14 protein-coding genes and 1 pseudogene are annotated in these 19869 nt (G+C 71.3%); 11 read left to right on the top strand and 4 right to left on the bottom strand.

Translation table 11 applies throughout. The features are described 5' to 3' along the window. Together FJ694_RS27255 and smc are read right to left on the bottom strand one after the other, a co-directional pair. Positions 1-346, bottom strand: a pseudogene (locus FJ694_RS27255) (hypothetical protein); the annotation flags it as partial. A 59-nt stretch (positions 347-405) separates the two neighbouring features. Beyond that, a complete protein-coding gene (gene smc / locus FJ694_RS27250; RefSeq protein WP_157270690.1) occupies positions 406-3921 on the bottom strand; it encodes a chromosome segregation protein SMC in 3516 nt (1171 codons plus the stop codon). 288 nt (positions 3922-4209) lie between these two features. Between smc and queF the strand changes: the two genes are divergently transcribed. Together queF and FJ694_RS27240 are read left to right on the top strand one after the other, a co-directional pair. Further along, on the top strand, positions 4210-4638 hold the full coding sequence (queF, locus tag FJ694_RS27245) for a preQ(1) synthase (RefSeq protein ID WP_157270695.1): 429 nt from the start codon (positions 4210-4212) through the stop codon (positions 4636-4638). Between the two features lie 8 nt (positions 4639-4646). Next, positions 4647-5141: an SET domain-containing protein gene (locus tag FJ694_RS27240; protein ID WP_157270689.1), complete on the top strand. Its 495-nt coding sequence runs from the start codon at positions 4647-4649 to the stop codon at positions 5139-5141. A 100-nt stretch (positions 5142-5241) separates the two neighbouring features. On the opposite strand, the gene FJ694_RS27235 is transcribed toward FJ694_RS27240, so the two are convergent. After that, positions 5242-6882: a DUF4394 domain-containing protein gene (locus FJ694_RS27235; RefSeq protein ID WP_157270688.1), complete on the bottom strand. Its 1641-nt coding sequence runs from the start codon at positions 6880-6882 to the stop codon at positions 5242-5244. Positions 6883-7268: 386 nt separating this feature from the next. Here FJ694_RS27235 and dapC point away from each other — a divergent pair, with 386 nt between their 5' ends. The 8 genes from dapC (at position 7269) to FJ694_RS27195 (ending at position 15415) form a co-directional block, all read left to right on the top strand. Continuing rightward, the gene (dapC, locus tag FJ694_RS27230) at positions 7269-8462 is read left to right on the top strand and encodes a succinyldiaminopimelate transaminase (RefSeq protein WP_157270687.1); all 1194 of its coding nucleotides are present in this window, start codon (positions 7269-7271) and stop codon (positions 8460-8462) included. A gap of 45 nt (positions 8463-8507) precedes the next feature. Further along, entirely contained in the window at positions 8508-9332 is an 825-nt protein-coding gene (gene dapD / locus FJ694_RS27225) for a 2,3,4,5-tetrahydropyridine-2,6-dicarboxylate N-succinyltransferase (RefSeq protein WP_157270686.1), read from the top strand. Positions 9333-9581: 249 nt separating this feature from the next. After that, positions 9582-10742, top strand: coding sequence for a succinyl-diaminopimelate desuccinylase (dapE, locus tag FJ694_RS27220; protein WP_157270685.1), 1161 nt, complete (start codon positions 9582-9584; stop codon positions 10740-10742). A gap of 5 nt (positions 10743-10747) precedes the next feature. Then, the gene (prmB, locus tag FJ694_RS27215; RefSeq protein ID WP_157270684.1) at positions 10748-11632 is read left to right on the top strand and encodes a 50S ribosomal protein L3 N(5)-glutamine methyltransferase; all 885 of its coding nucleotides are present in this window, start codon (positions 10748-10750) and stop codon (positions 11630-11632) included. Further along, positions 11629-13581 carry an ABC-F family ATP-binding cassette domain-containing protein gene (locus tag FJ694_RS27210; protein ID WP_157270683.1) on the top strand — a complete coding sequence of 651 codons (1953 nt, stop codon included), beginning with the start codon at positions 11629-11631 and terminating at the stop codon, positions 13579-13581. Before prmB ends, FJ694_RS27210 begins: the two co-directional genes overlap by 4 nt. A 168-nt stretch (positions 13582-13749) precedes the next feature. Then, complete coding sequence (locus FJ694_RS27205) at positions 13750-14103, top strand: hypothetical protein (protein ID WP_198321018.1); 354 nt, start codon at positions 13750-13752, stop codon at positions 14101-14103. A 568-nt stretch (positions 14104-14671) separates the two neighbouring features. Beyond that, on the top strand, positions 14672-15103 hold the full coding sequence (locus FJ694_RS27200) for a hypothetical protein (protein WP_157270682.1): 432 nt from the start codon (positions 14672-14674) through the stop codon (positions 15101-15103). Positions 15104-15106: 3 nt separating this feature from the next. Next, the gene (locus FJ694_RS27195; protein ID WP_157270681.1) at positions 15107-15415 is read left to right on the top strand and encodes a hypothetical protein; all 309 of its coding nucleotides are present in this window, start codon (positions 15107-15109) and stop codon (positions 15413-15415) included. 9 nt (positions 15416-15424) lie between these two features. On the opposite strand, the gene FJ694_RS27190 is transcribed toward FJ694_RS27195, so the two are convergent. Beyond that, positions 15425-18604 (bottom strand): AfsR/SARP family transcriptional regulator, encoded by a 3180-nt coding sequence (locus FJ694_RS27190; protein ID WP_157270680.1) that lies wholly within the window; start codon positions 18602-18604, stop codon positions 15425-15427. Between the two features lie 449 nt (positions 18605-19053). Here FJ694_RS27190 and aqpZ point away from each other — a divergent pair, with 449 nt between their 5' ends. Continuing rightward, positions 19054-19749, top strand: coding sequence for an aquaporin Z (aqpZ, locus tag FJ694_RS27185; protein WP_232540243.1), 696 nt, complete (start codon positions 19054-19056; stop codon positions 19747-19749). The last annotated feature ends 120 nt before the right edge of the window (positions 19750-19869 follow it).

Here is a 19869-nt window from a genome sequence, read left to right as displayed (position 1 = left end):
CGCCCGCCATGCCGCCGGCCCCGGGCGCGGACGGCTCCGCGGCCGGGTCCCCGCCCGGGGCCACGGCCTCGGCCGCCAGGCCCACGGCCACGCCGGCGGCGGCCGTCGCGGCGTCGCCGCCGTGGCGTGCGTCCACCAGCTCCGCGCCCTGCGCGCCCGCCGGCACGGGCGCCGGCGCGGCCACCATGTCTCCGCCCAGCGGCGGCTCCACGCGCGGCGCCGCGGGCGTGGCCGCGGCGGGATCGGCCCGGCGCGGCGCGTTCTTGCGCGCGCTCCAGATGCTTTGCACCACCAGCAGCAACAGCACCACGCCGGCAAGGATGGACAGGGCGAGGGTCAGGCTCATCGAAGGCATCAGGGGTCCCTTGGCGTTTTCTTCGAATCGGTTTCAGGCGGGGATCAGTGTCAGGCGGATTCGGCCATGCCGAGCGCCGCCTCCATGTCCACGGCAACGATGCGTGACACACCCTGCTCCTGCATGGTCACGCCCACGAGCTGCTGCGCCATTTCCATGGCGATCTTGTTATGGCTGATGAACAGGAACTGCGTGGCCTGGCTCATCTTCGTCACCAGGCGCGCATAGCGCTCGGTGTTGGCATCGTCCAGCGGCGCATCGACTTCGTCGAGCAGGCAGAACGGCGCCGGGTTCAGCTGGAAGATGGCGAACACCAGCGCGATGGCGGTGAGCGCCTTCTCCCCGCCGGAAAGCAGGTGGATGGTGCTGTTCTTCTTGCCCGGCGGTTGCGCCATCACCTGCACGCCGGCGTCCAGGATCTCCGAGCCCGTCATCACCAGCCGCGCCTGCCCGCCGCCGAACAGGCTCGGGAACATGGTCCCGAAACCCTCGTTGACACGGTCGAACGTGCTCGACAGCAGCTCGCGCGTCTCCAGGTCGATGCGCCGGATCGCGTCCTCCAGCGTGCCGATCGCATCCGTCAGGTCGGCGTACTGCTTGTCGAGGAACTCCTTGCGCTCGCGCGCCGCGCCCAGCTCCTCCAGCGCGGCCAGGTTCACCGCGCCCAGGCCGGTGATCTCGCGCTGGATGCGGTCGATCTCGCCCTGCAGTCCCCACAATTTCACTTGCCCGGCTTCGACCGAGCGCTGGATCGCGGCCAGGTCGGCATGCGCGTGGGTCAGCTGCTCCAGGTACTGGGCGCCGCCGAGGGTGGCGGCCTGCTGCTCCAGCTGCAGCCGCGTGATCTGGTCGCGCAGCGGCTGCAGCCCGCGCTCGACCATCAGCCGGCGCTCGTCGCACTGGCGCAGCCGCAGGCTGAGCTCGTCGTAGCCGCGGCGCTGCGCGGCCAGCGCCTGCTCGCGCTCGCGCCGCAAGGCCAGCGCCTGCGTCAGCCCTTCCTGCGCGGCGGCGTCATCGAACGCCGCCAGCTCGATGGCCACCTGCGACGCGGCCTGCGCGTTGTCCTGCAGCTGGCGCGCGGCCGTCTCCAGCGCACGCTGCAGCTCGCCGCGGCGCGCGGCCAGGGATCGGGTCTCGAACTGCGCTTCCTGCGCGCGCCGCTCCAGCGCGCGCAGCTGCTCGCGGGCCTGCGCCACGCGGCCTTCCGCCTGCGCGGCATGCTCCTGCGCGGCGGCCTCGTCTTCCTGCACCTGCGCCAGCTGCAGGTCCAGCTCTTCGAACTTCGCCTCGTCCTCGGCCTGGCGCGCGGCCAGCGCTTCGAGCTGCGCGTCCAGCTCCGCGACTTCGTCCTGCAGCTGCGCCTTGCGCCCGGCCGCGGCCTGCGCCTGCTGGTGCAGCTTGAACCACTCGACGTGCAGCTTGTGCGCCTGAGTCTGCGCCTCGGCCGCGCTGCGCCGCAGCGTGCCCAGCTGCTGCGCGGCCTCGCCGTAGGCGCTCTCGGCGCGGCGCTGGCGCGCCTGGGCCTCCTCCACGGCGCGCGCGGCCTCGGCCTGTTGCGCCTGCAACTGCTCGATCTCCTGCGCGCGCTGCAGCAGCCCGGCCTGCTCGCTGTCCGGGGCATAGAAGCTCACGGCGTACTGCGACACGGCATGGCCGTCGCGGGTGACGATCCACTCGCCGTGCGTCAGCGCCTCGCGGCTCCTGAGCGCCTCTTCCAGGTTCGGCGCGGTGTAGATGCCTTCGAGCCAGTCGGCCAGCAGCGCCTGCAGCCCCTTGTCGGTGAGCCGCAGCAGCTCGGACAGCCGCGGCAGCGTGCGGTGCGTGCTGGCCAGCGCCGCGTCGGGCGCGTGATAGAAGGCCAGCTTCGCCGGCGGCGCGTCGCGTTCGAAGGCGCGCACGGTGTCGAGCCGCCCCACGGGCAGCGCGGAGAGCCGCTCGCGCAGCGCCGACTCCAGCGCCGTCTCCCAGCCCGGCTCGATGTGCAGCTGCTTCCACAGCCCCTGCAGGCTGTCCAGGCCGTGCTTGGCCAGCCAGGGCTTGAGCTTGCCCTCGGTCTGTACCTTCTCCTGCAGCGCGCGCAGCGCCTGCAGCCGCGCGGTGACCTGGGCCTGGCGCGCGCTCTCGGCATTGAGCGCCTGCTGCGCCTCGCGCCGCGCGGCGTCGAGCTGCGGCACGTCCTCGCCGAGGGCGTGCAGCTGCTCCTCGATCTGCGCCTGCGTCGCGGCGGCGTCCTCGCTGCGCTGCTGCAGCTCGGCCAGCTCGTCGGCGTCGGGCACCTGCAGCGCCTTGCCTTCGCCGTGCAAGCGCTCGCGCCGACTGTTGATCTGGCGCTGCTGCTCCTGCATGTGGCGGCCGTCGGCGGCCAGCAGTTGCAGCTGCTGCTGCACCAGCACCACGCGCTGGTGCTTCGCCGCGACGCGGGCGGCGGCTTCGCGCTGCGCCTCCTCGGCCTCGGGCAGACGCTCGGCCTGCTCCTCGGCCTGCGCCGCCAGCACCTCGGCCTGCTCCTCGGCCACGGCGATCCTTTCCGCGATGAGCTCCAGCTCCTCGGCGGCCTGCTCGCGCCGCGCGCTCCATTGCGCGTCCTGCGCGCGCAACTCATCCAGGCGCTGCTGCGCCCGCTCGCGGCCCTCGGCCACGTAGCGGATGCGCTCCTCCAGCCGGCTCACCTCCAGCGCCGCTTCGGACAGCCGCCCCTGCTCGACGTGCAGCGCGTCGCTGGCGGCCAGGTGCGCGCCCTTGACCTCCTCCAGCTCGGCCTCGACCTGGGCCAGCTCTTCCATGCGCTGCGCCAGCACGGCCTGCGCCTCGACGATGGCGGCCTTGACGCGCTCTTCCTCGATGCTCGCGTCGCGGTGCTTGAGGAACCAGAGCTGGTGCAGCTTGAGCGTGCCCTGCTCCTGCAGCTTCGTGTAGCGCTCGGCGACCTCGGCCTGCTTCTCCAGCTTGGCGAGGTTGCTGTTGAGCTCGCGCAGGATGTCCTCGACGCGCAGCAGGTTCTCGCGCGTGTCGCGCAGCCGGGCTTCGGTCTCGCGGCGGCGCTCCTTGTACTTCGACACGCCGGCGGCCTCTTCGAGGAAGAGGCGCAGCTCCTCGGGCTTGCTCTCGATGATCCGGCTGATGGTGCCCTGGCCGATGATGGCGTAGGCACGGGGCCCGAGGCCGGTGCCGAGGAACACGTCCTGCACGTCGCGCCGGCGCACGGGCTGGTTGTTGATGTAGTAGCTGCTGGTGCCGTCACGCGTGAGCACGCGCTTGACGGCGATCTCGCCATAGCGGCTCCACGGGCCGCCGGCACGCGCGCTGGCGTTGTCGAAGACCAGCTCGACGCTGGCGCGGCTGGCGGGCTTGCGGTTGCCCGAGCCGTTGAAGATCACGTCCTGCATCGACTCGCCGCGCAGCTCGCTGGCCTTCGATTCGCCCAGCACCCAGCGCACCGCGTCCATGATGTTGGACTTGCCGCAGCCATTGGGGCCGACCACGCCCACGAGCTGCCCGGGCAACTGGAAGGTGGTCGGTTCGGCGAAAGACTTGAAACCGGAGAGCTTGATCTGGTTGAGCCGCATGCAAAAGCGCCGTGGCCTTGGCGGATATTCACCGCCGCATGCCAAGTAGTTGATTCCTAAGGGAAATTAGCGCGGGCGCGCCAGGCTGAAGCGGGCCGGATGATACCATCGCGCCCCTCGCCGCCCCGGCGGTCACGAATCCTTTCGAAGTTCTTTCAAATGCCCAGCAAGACCGCGGCACCCGCCGCCAAGAAGGCCGCCGCCCGCACAGCCGCCAAGACCGCCGCCCCCGCCGCATCCCGCAAGAAGACCGCCGCCGGGAAGCTGCCCGCCAGCCGCCAGCGCCAGATGCCGCCGAACCCGCCTAGCGCCCCGAGCAAGGAGCTGCACGTGTTCCCCAACCCGGCGCCGGACCGCGACTACGTGATCCAGTTCCAGGTGCCCGAGTTCACCTGCCACTGCCCGCTCACCGGCCAGCCCGACTTCGCGCACTTCACGATCGACATGATCGCGGACGAGCTGTGCGTGGAGCTCAAGAGCCTGAAGATGTACTTCTGGAGCTACCGCAACGAAGGCGCGTTCCACGAGAAGGTGACCAACACCATCCTCGACGACATCGTGAAGGCGACGAAGCCGCGCTACGCGCGCATCACCGCCAAGTGGTACGTGCGCGGCGGCATCTACACCAACGTCGTGGCCGAGCACCGCAAGCGCGGCTGGAAGCCGCAGCCGCGCGTGGACCTGCCCGCGCACGCCGAAGAGCGCGGCCTGCTGTAAGCCCCGCCATGGCCCAGCCGCACGACGACGCCGCGTCCGCACCTGCCGCCGCAGGCTCAGGCAATGAGCCCGCGGCCGCGCCGCCGGTGGTGCGGCCGCCCTGGCAGAAATTCGACGTGCTGGTGCAGCGCAGCCTCATCGACGGGCATGGCGTGTTCGCGAAGGAGCCGATCCCGCCGCGGGTCAAGATCGGCGAGATCCGCGGCGAGTCGATCAGCGTCGAGGCCGCGCGCATCCGCGCCACGCGCCACGAGCGCGTGATGATCGTGGAGGTGTCGGAGAAGAAGGCCATCGACTTCCACCGCTCCACCGACCCGATGCGATTCACCAACCACTCCTGCTCGCCCAACGCGCGGCTGTGCATCCGCCAGGGGCGCGTCGAGTTCTACGCGCTGCGCGCCATCGTGCCCGGCGAGGAGATCACGGTGAACTACGGCGAGACGCACCACGAGGGCAAGCTGCGCTGCCAGTGCGGCGCGCCCAACTGCGTCGGAAAGCTCTGACCCGGCCGCCGGCGCCGGTCAAGACAAAAAAAGCCGGCGGGCATGACCGACCCGCCGGCAAGCTCCCAGACGCATTGAACCGTCTGGACCTCTCACTCCCTCATTGCACCCGCACGGCGATGTCCAGCAGCGCCGGCCCCGTGGGGCCGCCGATCTGCGAGGCGGCCCCGCCCGCGGCGGGCAGCGGCGTGGCCGCGCCGGTGGCCAGCGACACCGCGTACAGCGAGAACGGCCCCGTGCCCGCCGTGCCGAAGGCCGCGTAGGCGGCGTTGCCGCCGCCGGCGATGTCGAAGGCCGCCGCGCCGATGTCCAGCCCCAGCGCGCCCACGTCCACCAGCGTGCCGGCGTTGGGCGGGTCCTGCCGCGCCAGCACGTCGGCGGCGGCGTCCAGGTCGAACAGCGTGGTCGCGGGCACCGTCATGGCGAAGTTGTTGGTGTAGGCCGCGGCCGCCACCGGCGTGGGCGTGCCGGCGCGGTTGACGCTGCCGTCCACCAGCACCCCGCCGTCGGCCACGTTGATGCGCAGGCTCTGGCCGCCGTCGCCGATCACGCGCAGCCGGTCGGCCGCGGGGTTGAAGTCCACGCTGAAGGCCGTGCCGGCCAGGCCGGCGAAGGGCACGGCGTTGGCCGGGCTGTTGACCAGCGCCGGCCCGGCCGTGGCCGCGCCGGTGGCCGGGTCGATGGTGTAGAGCCGCCCGCCCGTGCCCAGCCGCGCCAGCGCGTAGAGCCGGCCGTCGGCGGGCCGGAAGTCGATGCCCGCCACCGTCTCGCCCGCGGCCAGCCCGGTGATGGCGACGTTGCCGGTGAGCGTGCCGGGCGCGCGCGGGTCGAAGCTCACGAGCCGGTTGTCGGTGGTCAGGCCCCAGGCGGTGGCGCGCGCGGCCTGGCGCAGCGCCAGGCCCACGACCGCCTCGCCCCCGCCCACCGCGCCCAGCGCCGTGACCGTGGGCGTGGCCGCGGCCAGGTCGATGCGGTGCAGCGTGCGCGCGCCGCCGGACTCCAGCACCACGTAGCCCTGGTTGTTGGCGGCATCGATGTCGAAGCCGTTGACGGCCGTGCCCGTCACGCCCAGCGCCACGCCGGCGTCGAGCACGCCGTCGTTGGGCGGGTTCTGCACGTGCAGCCGGCCGGTGGCGGCGTCGATGTCGTAGAGCAGCGTGGTGGCGGTGCCGGCGAAGCTGTTGGTGTAGGCCGCGGCCGTGACGCTGGCCGTGGTGCCGGCCGGCGCGGCGATGGCGCCGTCGGTGATGGTGGCGCCGCTGTCCACGTTGATGCGCAGGTTCTGGCCGGTGTCGCCGACCACGCGCAGCCGGTCGGCCACCGGGTTGAAGTCCACGCCGAAGCGCGTGCCGGCCAGCGCGGTGAAGGGCGCGCTCGTGTCGGCGGCGTCGGCCACGAGCGTGGACTTGAGCGTTGCCGCGCCGGTGGCGGGATCGAGCGTGTAGAGCCGCCCGGCACTGGACAGCGCGTAGAGCTGCCCGTCGGCCGGGCGCACGTCGATGCCCAGCAGCGTCTCGCCGGCGGCCAGCCCGGTGACGGCCACGCTGCCGACCTGCGTGCCGGGCGTGGCGCGGTCGAAGGACAGCAGCCGCCCGGAGGCGGTCAGCAGCACCGTGTCGCCCACGGCCACCGGCGGCGGGGGGGCATCGTCGTCGTCATCGCCGCTGCCGCCGCAGGCGGCCAGCGACAGGACGAGCGCGGCGGCGGCCGCGGCGGTGAGGGTCTTCTTGTGGAACAGCATGGGAGCGACTCCGAGTTGTCGGGTGGGTAACGAAGCGCAGCGCCCGCGCCGCCTGTTTCGCGGCGGCGTCGAGCCTGCTGAGGACCGTTACGCCGCCCGCCTCGGCGCGGATGCGCCCCGGGCCGCATTCCCCCGCATCCGTGCGGAATCGCGCCGCGCGCGGGAACCTTTGGCGCCGCCACCGGTCGCCGGCGCGCCCCGGGCCCGGCGTGGCGGGGGGTGCTGGGTAAACTGGCGCCTTTTTCGCGGACGCGGACCCGGTCACCCACCGCGCCGGCTGCGCGCCACCGCCGTTCCCGTGGAGGCCGCGCGCGCCGTCCCGCCGCCAGCGCCCGCCACCCGACCGCCACCCGCCCGCATCACTTCAGGCGCGAAGCCCTCCGGCCATGAATCCCCTGCTGCAACGACTCAACCCCTATCCCTTCGAGCGGCTGCGCGCGCTCACCAAGGACATCGTTCCGAACCCGGCGCTGCGGCCGATCAGCCTGGGCATCGGCGAGCCCAAGCACGCCACGCCCGCGCTGGTGGAGCAGGCGCTGTGCGGCAACCTGCAGGAGCTCTCCGGCTACCCGCCCACGGCCGGCAGCGCCGCGCTGCGCGAGGCCTGCGCGGGCTGGGTGCAGCGCCGCTACGGCGTGGCGCTCGACGCCGCCACGCAGGTGCTGCCGGTCAACGGCTCGCGCGAGGCGCTGTTCGCGCTGGCGCAGACCGTGATCGACCCGACGAAGGCCGGCGCCACGGTGGTCTGCCCGAATCCGTTCTATCAAATCTACGAGGGCGCGGCGCTGCTGGCCGGGGCCGACGTGGTGTTCGCCAACAGCGACCCGGCGCGCAACTTCGCGCCCGACTGGTCGGCCATCGACGACGCGACCTGGTCGCGCACGCAACTGCTCTACGTCTGCTCGCCCGGCAACCCGACCGGCGCGGTGGCGCCGCTGGACGAGTGGAAGATGCTGTTCGAGCTCAGCGACCGGCACGGCTTCGTGATCGCCAGCGACGAGTGCTACTCGGAGATCTATTTCCGCGACGACGCGCCGCTGGGCGCGCTGCAGGCCGCGAAGCTGCTGGGCCGTGACGACTTCCGGCGCCTCATCGTGCTGACCAGCCTCTCGAAGCGCTCCAACGTGCCCGGCATGCGCTCGGGCTTCGTCGCCGGCGACGCTTCGATCCTCAAGAGCTTCCTGCTGTACCGGACGTACCACGGCAGCGCCATGAGCGGCGTGGTGCAGGCGGCGAGCATCGCGGCCTGGAACGACGAGGCGCACGTGATCGAGAACCGCGCGCTGTACCGCAGGAAGTTCGAGCTGGTCACGCCGATCCTGGCCGAGGTGCTGGACGTGAAGCTGCCGGACGCGAGCTTCTATCTCTGGGCCGGCGTGCCGGGCGGGGACGACATCGCGTTCAGCCTGGGGCTGCTCGCTCAATACAATGTCGCGGTGCTGCCGGGCAGCCTGCTGGCCCGCGACGCGCACGGCGTCAACCCCGGCCGGGGCCGCATCCGCATGGCCCTGGTGGCCGGCGTCGAGGAATGCCTGGAAGCCGCGCAACGCATCGTCGCCTACACCCGGGCGCACGCCTGAGCCGCACGCCCGGGCATCACCCACCAATTCAAACCAAGGACTGCCATGAGCCAGCAACTGCAAGCCGTCATCGACGCCGCGTGGGACAACCGCGCCAACCTCTCGCCCACGAGCGCCCCGGCCGAAGTGCGCGAGGCCGTGGAAACGGTGATCGCCGACCTCAACGCCGGCCGCCTGCGCGTGGCCACGCGCGAGGGCGTGGGCCAGTGGACGGTGCACCAGTGGATCAAGAAAGCGGTGCTGCTGAGCTTCCGCCTCAAGGACAACCAGATCATCCGCAGCGGCGACCTGGGCTTCTACGACAAGGTGGACACCAAGTTCGGCACCGCGCCGGAAGAAGAGATGCGCGCCAGCGGCGTGCGCGTGGTGCCCCCGGCCGTGGCGCGGCGCGGCAGCTTCATCGCGCGCGGCGCGATCCTGATGCCCTCCTACGTGAACATCGGCGCCTACGTCGATGAGAACACCATGGTGGACACCTGGGCCACCGTGGGCTCGTGCGCGCAGATCGGCAAGAACGTGCACCTGTCCGGCGGCGTGGGCATCGGCGGCGTGCTGGAGCCGCTGCAGGCGAACCCGACCATCATCGAGGACAACTGCTTCATCGGCGCGCGCTCGGAAGTGGTCGAAGGCGTGATCGTGGAAGAGAACTCCGTGATCAGCATGGGCGTGTACATCGGCCAGAGCACCAAGATCTATGACCGTGCCACCGGCGAGATCACGTACGGCCGCATTCCCGCGGGCTCGGTCGTGGTCAGCGGCAACCTGCCCAGCGCCGACGGCAAGTACAGCCTGTACTGCGCCGTGATCGTGAAGAAGGTCGATGCGCAGACCCGCGCCAAGACCAGCCTGAACGACCTGCTGCGCGATTGATCCTGCCGAGGCGCAAGCCAAGGAAAAGAAGTCGTCATGCCCGCGAAAGCGGGCATCCATTTTTTTGCCGGCCGAAAGGCCGGCGTTCAACAAGGCGTGACGCAAAGCCGCCGTCCTGGCGGACGGCCCAACATGGATGCCCGCGTGCGCGGGCATGACGACTGGGTGGGCTGCGGCCCGCGTTTCGTCCGGCCACCATGGGCTTTCCTTGAAGCGCCCCCTGAAGTCCCGTCCCTGCTGCGTGTCGCCATGACCACCACCCTAGAACTCGCCGAGGCGCTGATCGCGCGCCGCTCCGTCACGCCCGAGGACGCCGGCTGCCAGGAACTCCTCGCGCAGCGCCTGCGGCCGCTGGGCTTCGAGTGCGAGCTGCTGCAGCACGGCCCGGACACCTTCCGCGTCGCCAACCTCTGGGCCATCCGCCGCGGCACGCAGCCCGGCTGCGCCTTCGCCTTTGCCGGCCACACCGACGTGGTGCCGACGGGGCCGCTGGCGCAGTGGACTTCCGACCCCTTCGTGCCCACGCACCGGGGCGGGAAGCTATACGGGCGCGGCGCGGCGGACATGAAGACTTCGATCGCCGCCATGGTCGTGGCGGTGGAGGAATTCGTGGCCGCGCATCCGGACCATGCCGGCTCGATCGCCTTCATGGTCACCAGCGACGAGGAAGGTCCGGGCACCGACGGGACCGTCCGGCTGGTGGAGCTGCTGCAGCAGCGCAACGAGCGGCTCGATGCCTGCATCGTGGGCGAGCCGACCTCGGTCAACCAGCTGGGCGACATGATCAAGAACGGGCGGCGCGGGTCGCTGTCGGGCAAGCTGCGCGTCATCGGCGTGCAGGGCCACATCGCCTACCCGCAGCTGGCGCGCAACCCGCTGCACGAGCTGGCGCCGGCCCTGGCCGAGCTGGTGCGCATCGAGTGGGACCGCGGCAACGAGCACTTCCCGCCCACGAGCTTCCAGATCTCCAACCTGCACGCCGGCACTGGCGCGGGCAACGTGATTCCGGGCGAGGCGGTGGTGGACTTCAACTTCCGCTTCAGCACAGAGAGCACGGCCGAGGGGCTCAAGCAGCGGGTCGTGAACGTGCTGGAGAAGCACGGCCTGCAGTACGAGCTGAGCTGGGCGCTGAGCGGCCAGCCCTTCCTCACGCGCGAGGGCAGCCTGTGCACGGCGCTGGCCGGCGCGATTGCCGACGAGACCGGCCTCCGGACCGAGCTGTCCACCACCGGCGGCACCTCGGACGGCCGCTTCATCGCCAGGGTCTGCCCGCAGGTGGTGGAGTTCGGGCCGGTGAACGCGACCATCCACAAGATCGACGAGCACGTGGACGCGGCCAGCGTCGAAGGGCTCAAGAACATCTACCGGCGCACGCTGGAGCGGCTGCTGGTGACCAAGGCCGAGGCCTGAACGTCATGAACCTCATCACCCTGCTGGAGCGCTGCGCCCAGCGCCTGGAAGACGCCGGCGTCAGCTTCGGCCACGGCACCACCAACGCCTTCGACGAGGCCGCGTGGCTGACGCTGTGGAAGCTGGGCCTGCCGCTGGACGACCTGGACGGCGTGGCCGAGCGCGAGCTGTCGCCCGGTGAGATCGCCGCCGTGGAGGCGCTGGTGGACGAGCGCATCGCCACGCGCAAGCCCGCCGCCTACCTCACCAAGGAGGCCTGGCTGCAGGGCGTGCCCTTCTACGTCGATGAACGGACCATCGTGCCGCGCTCGCTCATTGCCGAGCCGCTGGCCGACGGCACGCTCGACGCGTGGCTGAGCGCCGACACGCGCCGCGTGCTCGACCTGTGCACCGGCAACGGCAGCCTGGCGGTGCTGGCCGCCCTGGCCTGGCCTGAAGTAGAGGTCGATGCCGCCGACCTCAGCGCCGAGGCGCTGGAGGTGGCGCGCATCAACGTGGACAAGCACGAGCTGGCCGAGCGCATCCGGCTGCGCCAGGGTGACGGCCTGCAGGCCGCGGACGGCGCCTACGACCTGATCCTGTGCAATCCGCCTTACGTCAACTCCGAGAGCATGGCGGCGCTGCCGGCCGAGTACCGGGCCGAGCCCGAGCTGGCGCTGGCCGGCGGCACGGACGGCATGGACTTCGTGCGCCGGCTGCTGCGCGACGTGCCGGCACACCTCACCGAGCACGGCGTGCTGGTGCTGGAGATCGGCCACGAGCGTGAACATTTCGAGGACGCCTTCCCGCACCTGGGCCCGGCCTGGCTGCCCACGAGCGCCGGCGACGACCAGGTGCTGCTGCTGACGCGCGAGATGCTCACCACGTTCGTGCCGGAGGCGAAGCCGTGATCACGCTGCGCAACGTCACGCTGCGCCGCGGCGCCAAGTTGGTGCTGGAGGGCGCCAACGTCGTGCTCAATCCCGGCGAGAAGGCGGGCCTGGTCGGGCGCAACGGCGCGGGCAAGTCGAGCCTCTTCGCGCTGATGGCCGGGCGGCTGCATGCCGACGCCGGCGACTTCGAGATCCCGCCGACCTGGCGCCTGGGCGAGGTGGCGCAGGCCATGCCCGAGACCGAGCAGCCGGCCACCGACTTCGTGCTGGAGGGCGACATCCCGCTGGTGGAGGCGCGCGACGCCCTGTCCGCCGCCGAATCCGCCAACGACGGCCACGCCATTGCCGAGGCGCACGTCAAGCTGGAGGAAGCCGGCGCCTTCGACGCGCGCTCGCGCGCGCAGGCGCTGCTGCTGGGCCTGGGCTTCAACCTGCGCCAGCTCGACGCCCCGGTGAACAGTTTTTCAGGCGGCTGGCGCATGCGGCTGCAGCTGGCGCGGGCGCTGATGTGCCCGGCCGACCTGCTGCTGCTGGACGAACCCACGAACCACCTGGACCTGGACGCGCTGGTGTGGCTGGAAGGCTGGCTGCAGCGCTTCAAGGGCACGCTGCTGGTGATCTCGCACGACCGCGAGTTCCTGGACGCCATCACCGGCGTGACGCTGCACCTGGAGGACGCCAAGCTGGACCGCTACGGCGGCAACTACAGCGCCTTCGAGGGCATGCGCGCCGAGCGGCTGAGCCAGCAGGCTTCGGCCTACGAGCGGCAGCAGGACAAGATCGCGCAGCTGCAGCGCTTCATCGATCGCTTCAAGGCGAAAGCTACAAAGGCAAAGCAAGCCCAGAGCCGCGTCAAGGCGCTGGACCGGATGGAGAAGCTGGCGCCGGTGCTCACGGCCAGCGATTTCAGTTTCCAGTTCCGCGAGCCGGCGAACCTGCCGAACCCGATGCTGAGCCTGCGCGCCATGGAATGCGGCTATGCGCAGCCGGACGGCGGCGCGGTGACGATCGTGCGCAACGTCAACCGCACGGTGCTGGCGGGGCAGCGCATCGGCATCCTGGGCGCCAACGGGCAAGGCAAGTCCACGCTGGTGAAGACGATCGCGCGCGAGCTGGCGCCGATCGCCGGCACGCTGACCGAGGGCAAGGGGCTGACCATCGGCTACTTCGCGCAGCAGGAGATGGATCTGCTGCACGCGGACGACACGCCCCTCTCCCACATGATCCGCCTGGCCAAGGTGGTGAGCCCGCAGGCGCGCGAGCAGGAGCTGCGCGACTTCCTCGGGCAATTCCGTTTCGGCGGTGAGATGGCGGCGCAGGTCATCGGCACGCTCTCCGGCGGCGAAAAGGCGCGGCTGGTGCTGGCCAGCCTGGTCTGGCAGAAGCCCAACCTGCTGCTGCTGGACGAACCCACGAACCACCTGGATCTGACCACGCGCGAGGCGCTGTCGATGGCGCTCAACGAGTTCGAGGGCACCGTCATGCTCGTGAGCCACGACCGGGCCCTGCTGCGTGAGGTGTGCGACGAGTTCTGGCTGGTGAGCCGTGGCGGCGTGGAGCCGTTTGACGGCGACCTGGACGACTACCAGCGCTGGCTGCTGGAGCAAGCCAAGGAGGCGGCGCGGGCGCTGAAGGACGCGGCGGCCGCAGAAGCCGTTTCCATGGCAGCCGCCGCGGGCGAGGCACCGGTGAACCGCAAGGAGGAAAGGAAACTCGCGGCGGCGCAGCGGCAGAAATTGAATGAGCAGGCCAAGCCGATCAAGAGCGAATTGAAGAAGGTGGAGACGCGGCTGGCCTCCGCCACCGAGGAGCGCGATGCGGCGCTGGCCGCTTTAGGAGCGCCGGATCTGTCGCCGCAGCAGCGGGCGGAGGCGGGCAAGAGAATGAAGGCGCTGGACGAGGAAATCGAGGAACTCGAAATGAAGTGGCTGGAGTTGGGGGAGCAGTTGGAGCAGTTGGCGGGGTGAACGGATTTTGCTGCAGGCATCGGTTATGGCTTGTCCGCAAATAACCCGTTCGCCCTGAGGTATCGAAGGGCGAATCCGACAGGCTCGGATGGCGGCTTTTCAGCAGGGGCCATTCATCCTTCGATACCTCAGGACGAACGGAATACTTCACTGCCAGAGCGACCTGAAATGGAAACCACGCTGACCGGTCGAACGTATTTGCGGCTGGTGGACCGGCTGAGGGCTGAGGGCTGGCGTGTCGAACTGATTTACCTTGCGCTGCCGACCGCCGAACTGTCGCGCCAGCGCGTTGCGGAGCGCGTGACGCATGGCGGACATGACATTCCGGCCGCTGATATCGAACGGCGCTTCCCGCGTAGCCTGCACAATCTGCTGGAGGTGTTTGCTGCGCGGGTGGATCACGCCCGCTGCTACATGAATGAAGGCCAAGCGCCTGAGCTGGTATTCCAGCAAAATGGCGATCTCCGAACCATTTATCACCCGCAATGGCTCACGCATTTGACGGAAAAGGCTGATCCATGAGCAAAAATTCACTGACAGCATCTACATCCCCAATCAGCCCGACGCCGAATCATTAGCAATACTTGACTGCCTGCGCGAAGCAGTATCCGAAGCCCTGGACCGCAAGCGCCGGCTGGGCCAGTATTACGCTCAATGGACGCCCGAAGGCATCCAATTAATTGGTCCGGACGCGCCAAATTTGAATGATGCCGATCGTTGATCAAACAAAATAGTTTCCGATCATCGAAGTGGTTTTGTTGCATTGAACTTGTCAAAAATTTGACGCATCAATCGATGCGCATTCGGACTGCCCATTGCGGAGCGGCATCAACGCTCCATCGGCATGGCTTGCGGCCTGCCTGGGGTCCGCCTGGACCCCGGCCTGCGCCGGGGTGACGAATCTTGTTTGGGGCAGCCGTGCCGCAGCCTGCGGGCCGTCCGGATTCCAGTCCGGGTTCGAGATCCGTACCCCATCCGTAACACCCCCCCGCGCACCCTCCCGTCCATCGATGCCCGCATCGACCGCCCCGGCGCCCGCCGCGCTGGCCGTTGAGCTTTCGTCCTGCCCCGGTAGGAAGGAGACGACACGATGGAATCCGCCACCTTCGAGACCCGCTGGTACTACCGCAGCTTCCGCCAGGCCCCGCCCACGGTGCCGCAGGGCGGGCCGGAGCTGCTGCCCTGGTCGCCGCCCGGCACGCTGGAAGCGTTCACCAGCCCTTCCGGCCAGATTGAGGGCACGCTGCGCTTCTCGCCGCAGATCGCACTGCGCGTGACCGGGCGGCTGCTGCCCGCCACGACCGAGCGCCCCGCCGCGGTGGAGCTGACCGGCGCGGGCCTGGGCTCGGTCAACGAGCTCAAGGGCTATTTCATCCCGGGCAGCGACCACGTGGTCGGCTCCATCGTCTGCACCCGCGGTGACCTGGGCGGCCAGCCCGACGGCACCGGCGGCTGCTTCGTGCTCTACCCGCTGCGCGCCGGCGACGGCGAGCGCGGCGGCGGCGAGCCGTCCGGCGCCTGAGCCATGGACGCCGCCTCGGTTGAACCCCGCGCCGGGCGGCGCTGGCTGCTGGTGCTGCAGGCGCTGTTCGCCTTCTTCAACGGCGCGCGGGTGCTGACGTACCTGCCGCAGATCTGGGCCATCGAGAGCAGCGGCCAGTCCGGGCAGCACTCGCTGCTGACCTGGCTCACCTGGCTCGGCGCCAACGTCACCATGGCGCTGTGGCTGTACGAGCAGAACGGACGGCGCGTCGATCCGGCCGCCGCGCTGAGCATCGCCAATGCCGCGATGTGCCTGCTGACGGTGCTGGTGATTCTGCGCTACAGGCTTTGACGGGGCGTTTCACTCCTGCGCCAGCCGCCGGTACAGCGACTGCGTCGCCTCGGCCGGGCTGACGCCCAGCTGCGCCAGCAGCAGCGCCCGGCAATGCCTGTACGCAGCCAGCGCCTCGGCACGCCGCCCTTGCTGCGCATGCGCCTGCATCAGCCGGCAATGGAACGCCTCGGCCAGCGGCTCCAGCGCCAGCACCCGCTCGCAGGCCTCGGCCACGCCAGCCCAGTCGCCGGCGGCTTCCAGAGCGGCGACGAGCCGTTCGGCCAGCCGCAGGAAGGTGGCACGCAGCCGCTCGCGTCCGGCCAGCGCCCAGGGCGCCGACACGCCCGGCAACAGCGGCCCCGCGTAGCGCCCCAGGGCGCGGCGCAGCGAGGCGACGTCCGAGTTCGAGGCCGGGGCCAACGCCTGCCGCGCCTCGTGCTCGAAGGCGAGCGCGTCCACCCACACCAGGCCCCCGTCCAGCCACAGCTGCCCACCCTCCAGGTGCAGCGCCGCCTCGACGCCCAGCAGCTTGCGCAGCCGGTGCAGCGTGGTGCGCAGCGCCTGGTCGGCGGCATCCCCTTCGGCGTCGGGCCACAGCGCGTCGCCCAGGCGCGCGGTGTCCATGCGCCCGCCGCCGGCGCACAGGCACTGCAGCAGTTCCAGCGGCTTGTGCTGCGGCTTGCCGGAAGCCCTCAGCGGCGCGCCGTCGAGCAGCAGCTCGAAGCGGCCCAGCAGCGCGACGCGCACCGGCCACGGCCAGGCCTCGGCCGCCACGGCGCCTTCGGGCGGGCGCAGGCCACGGCGGCGGACGAGCCGGCGCACGTGCTCTACCGCCAGCCCCTGCGCCAGCGCCGCGTCGTAGAGCCGGGCGCTGGCCGCGGGGCCGGCCATCAGCCAGGTGGCGCCGTGCATGGCCTGGCTGAAGCCGAGCGCCTGCTCCAGCGCCGCGCGCGCCGCTGCAGCGTTGCCGCGCGCCAGGGCGGCGTGCGCCTCCAGCTCGCAGCACAGGTTCAGCAGCACCGGGCTGCCGATGTCCCGGCAGATGGCGCGCGCCGCCGTGAGCGAGCCGGTCCAGTCGGCCTCTCCCGCGGACAGCCGCAGCCGCGCACGGTCCAGGTGGCAATGCGCCTCCAGGAAGGGCACGCCGCCCTCCACCGCCTGCTCCAGCGCGGCCTCCGAGAGCGCCAGCGCGCGCGGCGCGTCGCCCTGCAGCGCCGCGGCGCCGCTTTGCAGGTGGCGCAGGAAGGCGGTGTTGATGGGGCTGTCGCGCACGGTGCGGGCCATGTCGGCCAGCGCCTGCCGGGCCTCGTCCGGCGCCCCGGCAATGACGGCGCAGCGCGCCACCTGCGCCGCCAGCAGGAAGTCGAAGGCATGCAGATCGTTGTGGCGCGCCACGGCCTGGGCCTGCGCCACGCGCGCGCGGCAGGCGTCGAGCTCGCCGCGCACCGAGTGCAGCAGCGCCACGGCGCAGCTCCACAGGATGGCGCCCAGCGGCATCAAACCCTCGCGCGCCCGGGCCTCGACACGCGCGACGATGTCCTGCGCCTCGGTCGTGCGCCCGCGCCACAGCGTCCAGATCACCAGGTAGCCGCCCAGCACCACCGCCGCGTCGCGCGCGCCGCTGTCCAGCAGCGCCAGCGCGCGCCGCGACCAGGCCGGCAGCAGCGGGTGCTGCGGCCGGCGGTGCAGCAGCGTGCCCATCGCCAGGTACGTCCTCAGCTCGACCGCGGCCGACGGGAAGTCGGGATGGCGCGCGCGCAGCCGGTCGTAGGCGTCGATCCAGCCATCCGCGCCGCGGAAGTCGCGCCACTCGTAGAAGAAGCTCTCCATCACGCCGGCCCAGGCGGTGTAGAGGCCGGTGGCGTCGTCGCGCGCGTCGAAGGCGGCCCAGGCCTGCGCGTAGAGCGCGCGCGCCGCCGCGGGGTCGAAGGGTAGCCGCGCCGCGGCGCGGGCGCAGCCCAGCCACGGGTCGAGCTCGAACGCGTCCGGCGGCAGCGCGCCGAGCCAGCTCTCCAGCGTGCGGTGCCGCCCGGCCGCCAGCAGCGCCGGCGCCTCGCGCCGCGCCAGCGCCGCCAGCGCGGCCGCATCGCCCGCGTCGCGGTACAGCGCCGCCGCGGCCTCGGACTGTCCGGCCTCTTCCAGCAGCGCCGCGGCGGCGGCCCGGCATCGCGCCCACTCGGCGGCGCCGAAACACGCCGCCGCCCGCTCCAGCAGGAAGCCGCGGAACAGCGCGTGGTATTCGTACACCGGCTGGTCCGCGGCGCCGCGGCGCAGCACGAAGCAGTTCTGGCGGTGCAGCTCCGCCAGCGCCTGGGCCACGGCGGGATCGCCGCCGAGGCACACCGCCGCGTCGGCGCCCATCGACGGCAGCAAGGCGGTGCGCAACAGCGCCTGCTGCAGCGGCGCCCCGAAGCGGCCGAGCACCTCGCTGCTGAAGTAGCCGGCCAGCAGCTCGCGCGACCGCTCCGGCGCGGCCTCACCCTGCGACCCGCACGCCTCGGACAACAGCACGGAGAAGCCCGCGAGCCAGCCCTGCGTGCGCTCGCGCAGCGCCCGGGCCAGCGCCGGCGCCTCGCCGGCGCGGGCGCCGCCCTGCGCACGAACCAGGGCTTCGGCCTCGTCCTCGCTCAGCGCCAGCTCCGCGGCCGGCAGCTGCGCCAGCTCGCCGTGGACCCGCAGCCGCGCCAGGGCTTCGGGCGGTTCGCCGCGGCTGAGCACCAGCAGGCACAGCCCCGGCGGCAGGGCCTGGGCCAGCTCGCGCAGCACGCCCTGCAGCGCGCCCTCCGCGGGCAGTTGCTCGTGGTTGTCCAGCACCAGCACGGCCGGCGGCGGCAGGGCCGCGGCCAGGCGCTGCGCGCAGCGCCGCGTGAAGCCGGCCAGCCCCGGCAGGTAGGCCGGCGTCAGCACGGGCCAGTCCAGGGCGGCGTCGGTGCCGGCCTGCCGCACTGCCAGCCCCAGGTAATGGAAGAAGGTGGCCGGCTCGGCATCGTCCGCATCGAGCTGCAGCCACAGGCTGCGCAGCGCCCGCGCCGCCAGCCAGCTGCTGACCAGCAGGGTCTTGCCCGCGCCGGGCGGGCCGGCGACCCAGGCCATGCGGTGCGTGGCGCAGGCGTCCAGCCGCGCGAACAGCCGCGGGCGCGGCAGTGGCGCGTCGCCCTGGGGCCGGCACAGCTTGGCCAGGACGGGCACGGGGCTGGGGTTCTGCATGAGACAAGCTCCTCATCCGCCGCGAAGGCAGCCGCGACCCGCACGGTGCACCAAGCCCCCGCCCTTGCCAACGAAAACCCCGGCCGCCGGCTCCGGTGCGGCAAAGCCTGGTGATTCAGCGTCCTGAATATCGGCTTTCCATTGAAGGCTCCCGACCCTGCCCGATTCGGCACCCTTATTCGAAACAGATTTGAATCGGATTGACCGCGATGGTATGCGACATTCGAATGACAAAATTACGTTCCGAACCCTGACGGGAGATGGTTTTTCAAAACGCAACCGCGGAAATAGTCGGTAATGCGCCCTGACAGATTCGTCGCCGATTATTGATTTTCTCTCCCGCCGCTTTCGCAGTTTCAATGCCGCGTCTTGTCATGGGGCCGGCACTCTCCTGCCTGCCTGATATTCGACGGGCGAGCCATTTGAAATGCCGGCCGCGGCCGGCCTGCGTGCCCCGAGGCGGGGCGCGGGGCCGCTGGAAACTGGGCATCGGGCTGGTGGGCGTGTCGCTGGCCTTCGGCCTCACCGTGCTGACGATGGCCTACGCCATCGGCCACATCTCGGGCTGCCATTTGAATCCCGCGGTATCCGTGGGTTTGTGGGCCGGCGGGCGCTTTCCCGGCAAAGAGGTGCCGCCCTATATCGTGGCCCAGGTCATCGGCGCCATCCTGGCCGGCGCGGTGCTGTATTTCATCGCCAGCGGCAAGGAGGGTTTCAGCCTGTCCGGCGGGCTGGCCTCCAATGGCTACGCCTCGCACTCGCCCGGCGGCTACACGCTCATGACCGCGGCGGTCACGGAGGTGGTGCTGACCATGATGTTCCTGCTGGTGATCATGGGCGCCACCGACAAGCGCGCGCCGGCGGGCTTCGCGCCGCTGGCCATCGGCTTCTGCCTGACGCTGATCCACCTGATCAGCATCCCCGTGACCAACACCTCCGTGAACCCGGCGCGCAGCACCGGCGTGAGCCTCTTCGTCGGCGGCTGGGCGCTGGAGCAGCTGTGGCTGTTCTGGATCGGCCCGCTGGTCGGCGGCGTGATCGACGCCCTGCTCTACCGCTACATCAGCGCCGACCCGGCCGAGCGCAAGCGCTCCGGCGTGCAGGCCAAGCCGGCGGGCTGGGAGCTGGGCAAGACCGGCACCTGACGGCGGCTCGTCAATCCTGAGCGCAGGGCGGCGTGGCCGGGTCGCCGCCCTCCCTCAGTGGCTGAGGCACACTGCGACGCCTGTTTGTTGCTTCGTTTTCCGCCTTGCCTTCCCCGTCTG

This window comes from Azohydromonas aeria (genome assembly GCF_009760915.1).
GTDB classification, from domain to species: Bacteria; Pseudomonadota; Gammaproteobacteria; order Burkholderiales; family Burkholderiaceae_C; genus Azohydromonas; species Azohydromonas aeria.
Note: the sequence above shows the minus strand (reverse complement) of the source record. Positions and strands in the feature narration are given on the sequence as shown.

Coding starts and splice junctions, on each gene's coding strand:
- FJ694_RS27195 (WP_157270681.1), top strand. CDS start 15,107: ATGGACGCCGCCTCGGTTGAACCCCGCGCCGGGCGGCGCTGGCTGCTG.
- dapD (WP_157270686.1), top strand. CDS start 8,508: ATGAGCCAGCAACTGCAAGCCGTCATCGACGCCGCGTGGGACAACCGC.
- FJ694_RS27190 (WP_157270680.1), bottom strand. CDS start 18,604: ATGCAGAACCCCAGCCCCGTGCCCGTCCTGGCCAAGCTGTGCCGGCCC.
- prmB (WP_157270684.1), top strand. CDS start 10,748: ATGAACCTCATCACCCTGCTGGAGCGCTGCGCCCAGCGCCTGGAAGAC.
- smc (WP_157270690.1), bottom strand. CDS start 3,921: ATGCGGCTCAACCAGATCAAGCTCTCCGGTTTCAAGTCTTTCGCCGAA.
- FJ694_RS27240 (WP_157270689.1), top strand. CDS start 4,647: ATGGCCCAGCCGCACGACGACGCCGCGTCCGCACCTGCCGCCGCAGGC.
- queF (WP_157270695.1), top strand. CDS start 4,210: ATGCCGCCGAACCCGCCTAGCGCCCCGAGCAAGGAGCTGCACGTGTTC.
- dapE (WP_157270685.1), top strand. CDS start 9,582: ATGACCACCACCCTAGAACTCGCCGAGGCGCTGATCGCGCGCCGCTCC.
- FJ694_RS27200 (WP_157270682.1), top strand. CDS start 14,672: ATGGAATCCGCCACCTTCGAGACCCGCTGGTACTACCGCAGCTTCCGC.
- FJ694_RS27235 (WP_157270688.1), bottom strand. CDS start 6,882: ATGCTGTTCCACAAGAAGACCCTCACCGCCGCGGCCGCCGCCGCGCTC.
- dapC (WP_157270687.1), top strand. CDS start 7,269: ATGAATCCCCTGCTGCAACGACTCAACCCCTATCCCTTCGAGCGGCTG.
- FJ694_RS27205 (WP_198321018.1), top strand. CDS start 13,750: ATGGAAACCACGCTGACCGGTCGAACGTATTTGCGGCTGGTGGACCGG.